Annotated in this window: 10 protein-coding genes and 1 pseudogene; 1 reads left to right on the top strand and 10 read right to left on the bottom strand. The window is 41.4% G+C overall.

The genetic code is table 11. The features are described 5' to 3' along the window. Position 1 precedes the first annotated feature (1 nt). Positions 2-292, top strand: coding sequence for a cell division topological specificity factor MinE (gene minE / locus HCZ91_RS01175; RefSeq protein WP_057762631.1), 291 nt, complete (start codon positions 2-4; stop codon positions 290-292). An 85-nt stretch (positions 293-377) separates the two neighbouring features. Here minE and HCZ91_RS01170 read toward each other — a convergent pair whose 3' ends face one another. From HCZ91_RS01170 to HCZ91_RS01125, 10 genes and pseudogenes are all read right to left on the bottom strand, one after another. Further along, on the bottom strand, positions 378-905 hold the full coding sequence (locus HCZ91_RS01170) for a cytochrome b (protein WP_179797508.1): 528 nt from the start codon (positions 903-905) through the stop codon (positions 378-380). A gap of 138 nt (positions 906-1,043) precedes the next feature. Next, positions 1,044-1,541 carry a hypothetical protein gene (locus HCZ91_RS01165; protein WP_179797506.1) on the bottom strand — a complete coding sequence of 166 codons (498 nt, stop codon included), beginning with the start codon at positions 1,539-1,541 and terminating at the stop codon, positions 1,044-1,046. A 17-nt stretch (positions 1,542-1,558) separates the two neighbouring features. Continuing rightward, a complete protein-coding gene (locus tag HCZ91_RS01160) occupies positions 1,559-2,554 on the bottom strand; it encodes a chemotaxis protein CheB (protein WP_179797504.1) in 996 nt (331 codons plus the stop codon). Beyond that, positions 2,544-9,419: an Hpt domain-containing protein gene (locus HCZ91_RS01155; RefSeq protein WP_179797502.1), complete on the bottom strand. Its 6,876-nt coding sequence runs from the start codon at positions 9,417-9,419 to the stop codon at positions 2,544-2,546. The genes HCZ91_RS01160 and HCZ91_RS01155 overlap by 11 nt, the downstream gene beginning before the upstream one ends. A 30-nt stretch (positions 9,420-9,449) precedes the next feature. Then, on the bottom strand, positions 9,450-10,307 hold the full coding sequence (locus HCZ91_RS01150) for a CheR family methyltransferase (protein ID WP_179797500.1): 858 nt from the start codon (positions 10,305-10,307) through the stop codon (positions 9,450-9,452). A 184-nt stretch (positions 10,308-10,491) separates the two neighbouring features. Next, positions 10,492-11,592 (bottom strand): annotated as a pseudogene (locus tag HCZ91_RS01145) (methyl-accepting chemotaxis protein); the annotation flags it as partial. 489 nt (positions 11,593-12,081) lie between these two features. Further along, positions 12,082-12,612 (bottom strand): chemotaxis protein CheW, encoded by a 531-nt coding sequence (locus HCZ91_RS01140; protein ID WP_160022438.1) that lies wholly within the window; start codon positions 12,610-12,612, stop codon positions 12,082-12,084. Positions 12,613-12,615: 3 nt separating this feature from the next. Beyond that, positions 12,616-12,978 carry a response regulator gene (locus tag HCZ91_RS01135; protein WP_057761573.1) on the bottom strand — a complete coding sequence of 121 codons (363 nt, stop codon included), beginning with the start codon at positions 12,976-12,978 and terminating at the stop codon, positions 12,616-12,618. Positions 12,979-13,157: 179 nt separating this feature from the next. Beyond that, a complete protein-coding gene (gene pilG, locus HCZ91_RS01130) occupies positions 13,158-13,535 on the bottom strand; it encodes a twitching motility response regulator PilG (protein WP_057761576.1) in 378 nt (125 codons plus the stop codon). Between the two features lie 262 nt (positions 13,536-13,797). Then, positions 13,798-14,079: a transposase gene (locus HCZ91_RS01125; RefSeq protein WP_346342170.1), complete on the bottom strand. Its 282-nt coding sequence runs from the start codon at positions 14,077-14,079 to the stop codon at positions 13,798-13,800. Positions 14,080-14,085 lie beyond the last annotated feature (6 nt).

The following is a 14,085-nucleotide window of genomic DNA, read 5'->3' as shown; positions in this document are numbered from 1 at the left end:
GATGACTAAGAAAAAAGGATTTTGGAGTAGCCTATTTGGTACTGACGACAACAGTAACGCAGGTAGCGCAAATTTAGCAACTGAGCGTTTAAAAGTTATCGTTGCTAGCGAAAACAGATTGAACAATCGCTTAACGGTTGATCGCATCGAAAAAATGAAACGTGAAATCTTAGAAGTTGTGAACAAATACGTTAACGGTGTGCAGATTGATGATGTCAATATTAACCATCGTTCTGAAGACAGCTTAGATGTGTTAGAGATGAATATCAATTTACCTGAGCATAAGAAATAGCATTCTAACAGTACGTATTTCTACAATGAATAAAAAAAGCCCCAAGTTTGATACTTGGGGCTTTTTGATGTTTATCGATTATAGATTATTTCATACGGGCAATGAGATTGTCTTTTTTGACAAACTGATGGTATAGCGCGGCGGCTATATGCAAGACCGTAAAACCAATAATCATTGGCCAGATAATCTCAGTATGCAAGTTATTGTAAAAACGAGCCAAACTTCTATCTGGGGTCACGAATACAGGTATCTGAAAAATACCAAAAATATCGACTGGTCGACCGCCATATACTGCCATCAATAAGCCAACCAGTGGCATAGCAATCAGTATGGCATAGAGAGCAAAATGTGACAGCTGAGATACGAGCATTTGCCATTTTGGCATAGCTAACGGTGGTGGCGCCTTAGTAAAAACGCGGTTGATGACTCGAGCAATCATCCAGAATAATAAGCTCACGCCGAACGCTTTATGGTATCCAATAAACATATTGCTATCTAAATTCTCATATAGCAGTATCATTATCCATGTGGCTAACAGTAAGGCTGCACTAATCCAATGAAAAATACGGCTACTAACCGACCACTTTGATACATTCGAGTTGGCATTATTCATGAGTGACTCTACTACCTTTATCAGGAATTATCTCTAATCAGTTTTATAAGCCAGCTAATGCTCTTCAACAGATGAAGTCATTAACATTACTGGCTTACTATTTATAGAACGGAGAATACCTTAAATAGCGATAAGAATCTAGCTATCCGAATCAATCAGGTGATAGGCAATTTGATCCAAGTCTGGCACTAAGTAGATTTCGTCATCAATCATCACTGTTTGATATAGGTAGGATGAGACGTCATTTTTATCAAAATATTCTTCCCTACCTTCGATATTAGCACCACTAAATTGTTCAGGTGTCTCTACATCTTTCACTTCAGAAATTCGTGCTTGCAGCTGACGCAAATCACCTGCCGTCTGTAAGGCAAAACGGTGATCAGTCGTATTACCTTCCAAAACAACCATTTTGTCTGGAGTTTGATCTTGCAGTAGCAAATGAAATACAGCCAAATCTTGCTGTTGCCAGTCGTATCTAGAAACCTGCTGCTGAGACTCATCCACACTCAAAATTAGGCTGCTTGGAATGATCCAGTCCGGCTGGTTAACTGCTGGAACAATAGTGACGTCAAGCATACCGTTGTTGGTAGTCAACAGACTCACAGCCTCAAACGAATGTTTTAAAATTTGTGTCATACGTCACTCGCAATAAGTTAATGTGAATGGCTAGCTGCCTTTTCACCAATGTAATCGGTTAGTTTTTTTGCTAAATCGGTAGGGCTACCAACAAAATTGCAATACCCTGAGTCAATGATAGCCTGAGGCTGACTTGGACATGCACTCAAGCTCGGATCTTGTGCCCATAATTGACTGTTATTGTCTTGGATTAAGTCTAGATACTGAGAGCCATCATTACCCATACCTGAAAATATAATATTAATAAGCTCGCTACCATGAACATCACTGGTATTTTTGAGCAGCTGCCCGATTGCAGGCTTATATTCACCATGCCAATCTTGATCCAATAGTATCACGCGACCTGTTGAATCACAGACAACCTGCTTATCAATAGGTACTATCAGACACTCTCCTGCTCGTAGCCGCTGTGAAGAAGCGATAATCTTACAGCGCCAGTCGTTATGACGATTAAGTATGCGAGGCAACGTACCAATCATAGCCTGATTAAAATGATGTGCCAATAAAATACAAATTGGTAGTGTGGCTGGTACGTTATCTAAAAACTCTTTGACCGCGCTAGGACCACCCATAGAAGCACCCAAGAATACGACATAATGCCAGTCAGTATCAGCACTCTTGTAAGCTGGAGCATCTACCAATATTGGCAAGTCAAGCAATTGGGCAAATTTACGCTTTAACTTACGTTGCCACTTTGCATATTCTTGTGATTCGTTTAGATACGGTGCTTGACTGAAGCCCACTAGTACTGCTGCTGGTTTGGATGCCACCGTCGCTATTGCCACACTGTCATCATAATCACTGTCTATCAGCCAAATATCGATAGCTGAGTTAGAAAGCGCACCTGTTTCCCGCCACTGTGCTCGTGAAACACAGCCGACCAGCGTAAAGCCGAACCCACGTACCGTATCTGAAAACGCCATGCGCTGGCGATGGTCTTCTGCCACCACCATCACTTTAATATCGTTTCTATTTTTTTTTCGCAGCGCTAAAACACGTGCATTATCCTTCATTAGTCAGGCTGACCCCTTCACCTAGTAATTTTTGCATTTTATCAAGCAGCTCTTTTTCTTGGAATGGTTTACCCATATAGTCATTCACACCAATCTCTAAGGCACGCTCACGATGCTTTTCGCCAGTACGTGACGTTATCATAATAATCGGAATTTGCTTTAGACGACTATTATGTCGGACTTGAGTGGCGACCTCGAAGCCGTCCATACGAGGCATTTCGATATCAAGCAATATCATGTCTGGTGTCATATCTTGCAATATCTCAATTGCGTCAATACCATCTTTAGCGACTGCCACATTGAACCCTTGGCGCTCTAAGAAACGTGAGGTTACTTTACGTACCGTCACGGAGTCATCGACGACTAGAATGGTAGATTTAGACTCTATACGTCCTCTTTTAGCATCAGCAGCTTTCGTAATATTCTTGACCAATTGCGCATTACGCATAAGGGCAATCAAATCTAAGATGAGCATGACCGAGCCATCACCCATAATAGTAGCAGCTGAAACCCCTGGAATATTTGATAACTGTTGGCCTAAAGGTTTGACAACAACTTCTATGCGCGAACCTGCAATCTGATCCACTTGCAAAGCGATATTCTGTCCGGTACGGTTTTTAATAATAATAAGCGGTAAGCTGGTATTGGTATTTACCACCAACTCATTTAACTTATTGCCTGATAAAATTTCATTTAGATAACGTACTCGATACTCAGTGTCTTCAAAATTCAATGTGGCATCATTTGATTGATAGTAGTCATAGAGCTTCTCTGGATTCATTCGAACCACGCGCTCAATCTGTACCAATGGAATCGCATAGTAGCGATCTGCAGCACGAACAACCAACGCGTCAGACACGGCTACCGTCAGTGGTAGACGCATTGTGAAACTTGAGCCTTTACCCAACTCTGAAACGACGGATACCGCTCCACCTAGTTGACGAATTTCACTAATAACAACGTCCATACCAACGCCGCGTCCAGAAATCTGAGTCACTTGCTGACTAGTACTTAATCCAGCGTTGAAAATATATTGCATAATATCAAGGTCTGACAGACTATTATCATCTGCATCAATTAGACCCTGAGAGATGGCTTTACTACGTACTGCTTCAACATCAATACCTCGCCCATCATCTGTTAATTGAATGACGATTTCACTACCTTCACGACGGACCTCAAGGGTGATACGACCGCTACGCTCTTTGCCTGACTTCAGACGGGTTGACGTGGTTTCAATACCATGGTCGACAGCATTACGTAACATATGCTCAAGCGGTGACGTAATGCGCTCTAGGATGGTTCTATCCATCTCGTCATCAGCATTAACAATGGTCAGTTCAACAGACTTATTAAGCTCGTTAGCTGTTTGACGTACGATACGTTCAAGACGTGGTGTCAAGCGCGTAAATGGCACCATACGTGAATTCATCAAACCGTCTTGCAGTTCCGTCTGGGTACGAGATAACTGTAGCAGCAGGCTTTCGCTATCACGTGTCTTTTCTAATAATGTATGATTAATATCAACCAAATCTGAGGCCGACTCTGTTAAAGATTTAGATAGCTGATTCAAAGATGAGTATTGATCCATCTCTAGAGGGTCAAAGTCTTCATTATCGATGAGTTCCTCATCTATCTGAGACAAAATCTGTGCTTCTAGCTCGATCTCCATACGACGTAGCTGATCTGCCAGGCGTTGTACTGTCGTACCCATCTCTTCGATACTGTTTGTTAAACTACTGATACCCATATCGATACGAGCACGGTTAATCGCTGACTCACCAGATAGATTAATCATGTGCTCAATCAAACCACCCGAGATACGAATCATCTCATTGCTACTAGTGCTCTGATCTTCCTCGTGAGTATCTCTAAGCATAGACGGCATTTCACTGATATCTTTTGCAAGATACTGTGAATCTTGGTTTTCTTTGGCAATCAAGATTGCTTCACGCTGGGCTTGTAGAGACTCTTTAGGTATCGTTTTTAGGCTATCAGGGTTTCTACCAAATTGCTCCAACGCTTCAATTAATAGCGTAGGCGTCGGTGGATTAACATGTTGTTGAAGAATAAATACTGCATCAGCTAGCCAGTCATGACTTGCAACCAGCAACTCTAATACTTTTTTGGTGGCTGGACGTCGATTACTGACAAAGTCTGTATAAACCGACTCCATCTCGTGAGCCAAGTCAGCAATACCAGAGGCAGTGACCATTCGTGCGCCACCCTTTATGGTATGCAAATCACGTTGGAGCGCTTGCAACGCTGTGGTATTACTCGTGTCTTTTAAGAACAAGTGTAGATACTTATTACGATTGGTAAGCTCTTCTGCCTCTTCTAAAAATACCGCTAATATATCAGGATCAGGAAGTCCGTTAGCCCATGATTGTTTAATCATGCTATCCAGACTTAGTGTACTCAATACCTCATTATCACTGTCAACAACATTGGCAGCAATGCTACGCTCTGTAGGTTCAAAATGATTTTTTGGCACTGGTATGACTAGATCGATTACCTCTGGTAACGTTTTTGCTTTTTCAAGCTGGCGCAACTGCTCAATCAGCTCTGGAGTAAAGAAAGATTTCTTATGACTCACAATATGCATCACTTGTAGTGACATGGTGTCTTGCACCATTTGCATGATTTCAAGCCACTGCGCGGTTGGCGCTCTTCGGTTCTCTACAAACGACTCATAGACACTTTCTGCTTCATGGGTCAAATCGCCAATACTACGGATACCGGCCATCCGTGCACCACCTTTAATCGTGTGCAAATGACGCTGTAGAACTTTCAGCGCATTGATATTGGTGATATCGGCACGCCACTTATTGAAGCTTTCATCTAGTGCAGTATCAAGCTCTTGTGCTTCTTCTAAAAATATTTCTAACAGCTCGGCATCAGTATCAATAGTTTCAAATTGTAGGTCAGCTACTGGAACGGCTCTAACGATGAAACCGAGGTCCTCATTGTCATTACTTTTTTGATAAATACTTCGTAGCTCATCAATGACTTGTTTATCTATTTTTAAGGAGGTACTTCCAGCTAAGGCATCAAACAAGCCTATCAGCTGAGCATGACCTGCATGCAATATCGCTTGAATGTCTTGATTTTTAGCTATATCGATATGATTACTTAAATAACGATACGCATTACCCAGCTCATCTAAAATTGTGACAAATTTTGGAAATGCTTGCGCTTTTTCCATAAGAGAAGCTATTTGTGAAACTTGCTGCTCTATATAACCTTGAATATGCTCTATCTCAGTATGATTCAACGCATCATCTAATTCCCACTCAGCATCGAGCAACGTATCAATATTACTGTCTAATAACTCTTCTATCGTCGGTTTATTATTGGTCATGACAGTAGTGTCATTAGCCACGTATTGCTCACCAAGCATGGCTTGCAATGACGCTATATCATGCTGACTCTGCGACCCATCATCCTCTGTTGATGCATCATTCTGCTCTACATTTTGCTTATAATTATTCAGATAACCATCTATTAATGTGGCTGACTGGGCTAATGCTGCTAAGTGCTGAGCATTCATACCTATATCTTGTTGTTGTAATGACTCCAAGCTATGCTCGATGGTCGCACTGACTTCGCTGATAGCGGCCAAAGCACTAGAACCCGAAGCGCCGCGCAAAGTATGAAATGCGCGTACGATTTCATCTGTGATTTCTATATGATGCTGTTCTCTATTGTCTTTGACAAACTGTTCGATACAATCAAGCAGCTCTTCTGCTTCATCAATAAATATCTTACAAAATGCTTTTTCTTCCTCAGTTTGAGGGGTAAGGACAACCGCTGCCTCAGCCATTTTTTCATTGACCGAATGAAAGGTCTGCAAGGTAGAGTCTATTGCTTCACTACTGTTGTCATCATAAACATAGCCAGTCTCAGCCGTATCAGACAATGGCGTCTTTTCTTCCATCTCATCTATAGAGCTATCTACTGATTGTGCAAACAACGCAGCATAGCTAAATCCATTACCCTGCTGTTTGCTATACGCATCAGCACATGCAATCCATACTGGGACAACAGCTGGATAGTCTTGAGTACCCTGTTCAAATGCTACAAGCATCTTGGGGTAAGCTGCCAGTACATCTGTAATCAACTGACGTATATCAGCTGAGATAGCGACACTGTTATCTAAAACACGGTTAAGCATGTTTTCTATAGACCATGCCAGTTCCGCTGTATAGTTAGCGCCTACCATGCGGCCCGAACCTTTCAAGGTATGGAAACCACGGCGAATATCCTTTAATCCCTCTAGATCGGTCGAATTTTCCTGCCAGCTTTCGTACAACGGCACAATTTCTGCCAATACTTCATTGGCCTCTTCTATAAATATCTCTTTGATATCAGGATCTGCACCGTCGGCATCAGCTGGTAGTTTATTAGTCTCTTTAATAAAAGGTGCAAGATTCTCTGGAATATCCAATGTAGATAGATATTCGTTGGTATTTGCTTCCTTGTTATTCGAGTCAGTAACCAACTCGGTACTATCGTTATTAGAATCGTTATCAGCATCATCGATTTCTAGTAGCGATTTTTCTAATTCTGCATCATCTGACATAACCTCTTTAGGAGCAAGTTCAGCTGTCGTCAGTCCAGTGTTGACCGGCTGCTGACTCATAAGATTACTACTTTGTAAAATAGTAATCGCAGGGTCAAAGCTTGGTGGTCGCTGGGCTGAAAAATCTGCTACCAATGCTGGTAGAATTTTTGTGGTATCAACCACTAGATTCACAACATCATCTGTTACTGGCAATGTTTTATCTAATAAACGATTGAGTAGGTTTTCGATTGACCATGCTATCTCACTGATACTAAAGGCACCAACCATACGACCTGAGCCTTTTAGAGTGTGAAAACCTCTACGCACTTCAGTCAATGGTGTTAGATCTTGTGAGTCTTGCGCCCAGATAGGAAGAAAATCTTCAAGATCAGTGATGATTTCAGTCACTTCTTCAATAAAGATATCGTGGACATCTTCATCTGTTTCAAAGTTATCAGGCTTCACATGCTTACGAGCCTGCTTTAGTGCATCACTTTCAGTATTATTGGACAGACTCACACTATCTTCTTCAACTACATTTGCATCGTCTATATTGATAACAGGGCTGATCTCACCACTATCATCGTAACGTACAACATTCGTCGCAGCTGACTCTTGAGTGAGTACAGTCTTGTTAAGCGTTGCTGGTGAATTGATATCAGTATCAAGAAGCTGTGTTGCTCTGGCCGTATGTTCATTTGCTAAATTAAGCAACTGCTGATCGAAAACCTGCTGCGCAAGATAGTCAAGTAATAGCTCAATAGACGTTAAGCTCTCAGCCAACGCCTGCACCAAATTCCAGCTCGGGGTAGTAATATTACGAGTAGTTAACTGTGCAAATAGACTACCGATATCATCCATAGTATGACGAATTTCTGGCAACTCCATATCGTCAAAAGCTTGACCAATACTGGTAAACTCAGTAGACGCTGGTAATAACCTAATATCTTGATGTTGTATATAGTCGTTGAAGTTTTGCTTTATCTCTTCTACTGCAATTCGAAGCTCACGTAGGCCATCATCGGTAGGAATAGAGTCATGTTTACCTTTTAATTCTGTCTCGTTACTATTTATCACTTCAGGCACAGTAGCGAAAGAGGTTGCCTCACCAATCTTAAGAGAAATGGTTTGCTCAGTACTATAAATAGCGTTGTATAACTCTTGCAGCTTGCGTTCAATTTGCCACTGCTCTTGCGCAAAACTTGTTTCTGATACGAGAGACTGTTTTAAATCTGCAAGGATTGATTCCACCTGAGACACGTAGTAAGTCCAGCCTCGGTTTTTGAGCTGCTCTCTGATATGTTGTAAAGGAGCTACCAAGCTATCTGGCTCATCCAGTTTGAAAATAAGCGCATCAATCTGAGTTAATAATTGCGGTAAAAAACGAGACGCTGTCGTGGTACTTTGAGATACTTTATCCAAAATAGACTGAGTACGTTTGCTACTGTGCGCTAGATAACTCAATTCGACATAGATTGCCGTGGTCAATCTTACAACTATAGTTGAAGGTACTTCATTTGACTGAGCACAAGATTCTATAACTTGATCAAGCTGACCTAATAATGCTGCATAACGCTCCGGAAGTGGCGTCTCGTTTTGGGCCAGATCGCTTAGCAGCAGTTCAGTCAAACACCATAGTCTTTGTAAACCACTATCTTGTGTTGTCTGCCTGAGATACTGGCTAGCTTTTTCTAAGGTACTGAGTGCTGACGACTGATTTGTATTAGTGATTAGTAATGCCTGTACTTGTTGACGCCATACGAGTAGCAACTGCTGACACTGTTCACTTGTCAAGCTAGCAGTAGCTTGTTCTGTTGGTACGGCCACTTCAATACTATTGATAATATTTTCGTTATTCGCATGATCATTCGTGTATTCATGCTGAATATCACTAATGTTTACAAGAATATCAGTTTCTATATCTCGTTGAGACAAAGCTTGGGTCAGCTCATCAATTGCTCTACTTATTAGACCTCTATGATAGATTCCTGTACGCGCATACTGATTAATCTCTCGTTGTAATAATCGATGAGAGAACTGACCTATACGGCGATCTTTAATAGAAAAATCGTCACAACTTTGTAATCCTGCGAGTTGACTCAACTTGCCAGCAACATTTGCTAGTAAAGGTAGTTTAAGTATGATGAGCGCACCACTAACCTGATGATAACTTGATGTCAGTTGCTCATGGTCGATGCTAGATTCACCTAATTGCCAACCGTCAGATATCTGTGCTAACTGCTGATTGAATAATGGTAGCAACCACTGAAACGTCACTATGTCATTGGGCTGGTTTTTCATAGGTTTATCCTAACTCGTCTATGCACTAATTTAGGCACTAATTTTTTGCCACACATTAACCTGTGGGTGCGCAATGCGGCGCATATTTGAAGGACGCCAGAACAACGCCTCACCTGGAGCCAATATAATATATCCCTCTAACGCGCACTGCTCTGATAACCGTGCCAAAATATCACGCTGATCAAATTTACGAAAATATAGCAGCATGTTTTGGCAAATAATCACGTGCTGAAGATGCGTAGTGGGTGGTTTTTGTTCAATAATATTGTGTACAGAAAAATTGACATGTGGCTGTAATACAGGCGCTACCTGCCAATTCTCCTGCATAATATTAGCCGCTTCTGATGTGCTAGGCTTCAATCTGTTTGATGTACTCTTAGAAGGTAGCGGCTGAACAAACGGCTGACACGGTTGCGGGATTAGAGTTTGCTGCCTGTTATCGTATTGCCCCAACCGTGCGCTTTTAATAGCCTCTTCGCTGATGTCTGTCCCTAATATTTTATAGCCTTGACATCGCTGTGCGGCCAAGCTCATGGCCAGTGACCAAGCTTCTTGTCCACTTGCGCAACCAACACTCCAAATACGAAATAAACTATCAATGTTGTCAGCTTTATGATGCTGCAATGCATACTCTGTAACAAAGTCGATAGAGGGTCTATATCGAAAGAAGCGACTCTCATGAATGAGCACTTTATCTAGCAACTGCTGACGCAACTCATTGTTTCTCGATAATTGATACCATAATTGTTGAACGCTCAATCCATTCGACATAGCCGTACAGTCAATTGCATTGGCCAACCACTGTAGCTGTATGTCTGGCAGCACAAATCCAGTCTCTTGCTCTATGTACTTCTGCCATCGTTGCACATCCAAACTGTCGACTTTCATCAAAGTATTACCTAATGTCAGATCAACTGTATAAGCAGATGATTTAGCTAATTAACGTTATTTAAGCTAGACAAATCACCTACTATAATTACGGCTTCTTTTTATCACTCTTACAGCAGCAACTTTGTTCAATATGCAGAAAAATCAAATGCTGTCGATCTTGCTCTAAAAGAATAACTAATCACTAAACGCTTTCTTTCAATGCGCCTTCCGTATCCAACACTTCATAATCTACTAGCTCGTCGTCGTTCGATACTTTGAAGCCTGTTACCGATTCCTGTAGTGCTGCTGCCATTTCACTTAGTTCACCAATAGAACGGGCTGTTGCCATCGTTCCAGAAGAAGTCTGTGAAGTAATATCTTGAATGATGTTCATGGTGTGAGAAATATGACCCGCAGACTCAGCCTGTTGTAATGCAGCGTTTGAGATGTTTTGAATCAAGTCAGCCAAAGTATTAGAAACGCTCTGTACTTCTTCTAGTGCTTCACCCGCATCTTTTGCTAAGCGTGCGCCGCGTACAACTTCAGAAGTTGTTGATTCCATCGACATAACTGCTTCGTTGGTATCGGCCTGAATGGTTTTTACCAATGTTTCAATCTGCTTAGTAGCGTTCGCTGAACGCTCAGCCAGACGCTGTACCTCATCAGCAACAACTGCGAAGCCTCGGCCCGCTTCCCCTGCCATCGATGCCTGAATAGCGGCGTTCAATGCCAAAACGTTGGTCTGGTCAGCAATATCGTTAATTAGTCCAACGATATCACCAATCTCTTGCGAAGACTCACCAAGGCGCTTAATACGTTTTGATGTTTCTTGAATCTGGTCACGAATAACGTTCATACCCTCAATAGAGCGTTGTACAACTTCTGCTCCGTTATGAGAAATAGCAACTGAACGCTGGGCAACCGTTGCAGATTCCGCAGCATTGTTTGAAACTTGATCAATCGAGACAGTCATCTCATTAATAGCGGCTGATACACCAGCAATCTCTTGTGCTTGGTGTTCAGAAGCTTCGGCCAGTTCAACAGCATTCATCTGCGTTTGATCTGAAGATTGCGATACTCGGTCAGCAGTGCTGTTAATAACCAGTACCAACTGTCGTAATTGGTCAATTGCAAAGTTGACTGAATCAGCAATCGCCCCTGTAAAGTCTTCTGATACAGTCGCATTGACTGTCAAATCACCTTCTGCCAAATCACCCAACTCATCAAGTAGACGTAAAATAGCGATCTGGTTACGTTCGTTTTCTTCTTGAATTTGACGTGCTCGCTCAGACTCAGCTTCTGCTTCTTGACGACGACGCAAGGTTTCTTTTTCAATAAGCGATCGCTCTGACCCACCACGATTTTTCAGTAGCTGGTACAAAGCAAACAGAATCCCTAATGCGCCGATTGCAAATACAGCCGCTGGTAAGATAACGGATTGATTGAAACTATCGAAATACTGACTTACCGATGATAGCGAGTTAACCAACCAAATCAGACAAGCCAAACTTAATAGAACAAAAAATCCTAACAATAGCTTCCAAGTACTATCAGCGTCTTTGCCATCTGCTGATGTTTTGGCCATACCAGCTACAGGTTTTTTTATCACATCACTCATCTTGCGTCTTCCTTTCAAACAGTCATCAAAGTCTAATTGTGGCTGACTTTGACAATCGTATTGTTATCTAAACAATGATTAGCAAAGCCTGTATAAATGCTGACATCGAACCCTATTATGTCAGTCGCTATTTCTCTGTCGTTACTTAACAGACAGGTCTTCTATTATCGACAATTATATTGCAGCATCTGAATACTGAGGATCTTGTGCGAGCAAACTTGGCATAAATACATACCAGTCTTGGTCGTTTTTGAAAAACTTGCCATGGTTATAAGGCGCAAACGGCGACTCTGGATCTATGGCTTCTGGACGATACTGTTCTTGTGTGAACTGTTCGATACCAAGCACTTGATCCACCAGCAGTCCTGAAAAGTTATTGTCATAATCAATGACGATAACTTTCCGTTGGCTCATTTGTGTCAAGCGACTAGGGACTTGCAAAAAATGCGACAAATCCGTTAAAGGTAAGAGTCGCCCACGAATGTTGGCAATACCTAGCATCCATGGCTTTACTAGAGGTAGGCTAGTATATTCTGGCATAGATAATACCTCTGATACCTGACCCATAGGGGCAACTAAGCGCTGCCCACCAATTTCAAATACCACACCTTGCCAATCAAACTCTTGGCCACCGCGGCGACCGCTTTTGCGCGCGCGTGCCAAATCTGCTAAACGCAGAAGCTCAATAAATCCTCTAGAAGCCACAAGTTACTCCATCACTTTGCGAATCATATTGACCAATCCACTTTCATCAACTGGTTTGTTCATATATTCTTTGGCGCCTTGACGCTTGCCCCAAACTCTATCTGTTTCTTGGTTTTTGGTACTAATCATGATGACAGGGATATGAGCAGTGGTTTTACCGCGGGTAATCTTGCGTGTGGCCTGAAAACCATTCATTTCAGGCATGACCACATCCATCAAAATCACATCTGGCAAATGTTCAGCTGCCATCTGGCAACCCTGCTCACCATTGGTCGCTTCCAACACTTGGAAGTTGTTTTTGGCAAGCATATCGCGAAATTTCGCCATTTCTGATGGCGAGTCGTCAATGACTAAAACGGTAGTCATAGGAGGTTCCTTTAAGTTCTAAAATATCTGTGAAGATATATTGATATATGGTTCAGATAAAATGATTAAAAATAGCACTTATAAATCTACTAGTAGCCATTCTTTAATCATGATTACTCAGTATTGAATAATCTGGAGCGATAATATCAATCACTCCCTGTAAGTCTATATTTATTCGATTAACGGTACTGATTAATAGCATCAAAAAGCTCATCTTTACTAAATGGCTTAGTCAGATACTCATCAGAACCTACAATACGACCACGTGCCTTATCAAATAGACCATCTTTAGATGACAACATAATTACCGGTTTATTGGCATAATCAGGGTTATTTTTTATCAGCGCACAAGTCTGATATCCATCTAGACGTGGCATCATAATGTCGACAAAAATAATATCTGGATTGTTATCTACAATCTTTGCTAACGCATCAAAACCATCGATAGCGGTCACTACTTCACAGCCCGCTTTTTGTAATAAAGTTTCTGCAGTACGGCGAATGGTTTTTGAATCATCAATTACCATTACTTTTAAACCTTCAAAATTATTTTCCATTCTCATTGTCCTGTAAACGACTATTTGTTCGTAACGCTATCTAACAATACAAAATTTGCTTGGCTATTTTAAACTTTTATATCATCTATTGTCAGATCGATATAAGTACCTATATTTGCATTGTCTGCGTTGAAATTTGTGATAACAGCGAATCTTCTACAATTGATGCCTAATGACTAATCGCGGTATCAATATAACGTACTATACGCACTTTATTATTAATCTTACAAAATCTAGCGTTATTTAAGTGCCTTGGATATAGTCAATCCAAAATAAAAGAAGTACAACCCATATTATGAAATAGTTTAGGTAGATTATTCTCCATCCAACCTTGGCGTAGAAACTTAGCTTGTGCCCATTTCTTTTCAATAGGATTTAAGTCAGGACTATAGGATGGTAGAAATAAAAGCCTGTGACCATGCCTATTCAGAAGACTTTTCACTCGTTTATGAAAACTGGCATTATCCATGACGATCACGCATTTAGTTTTAAGGCTTGGAATGAGCGTGTATTTGCACCAGTCATAGAATATATCGCCATTGATGTTTTT

Origin of the sequence: Psychrobacter sp. BI730, assembly GCF_013414195.1 — a bacterium.
Classification (GTDB): Bacteria; Pseudomonadota; Gammaproteobacteria; order Pseudomonadales; family Moraxellaceae; genus Psychrobacter.
This window is presented reverse-complemented; position numbering and strand designations above follow the sequence as displayed.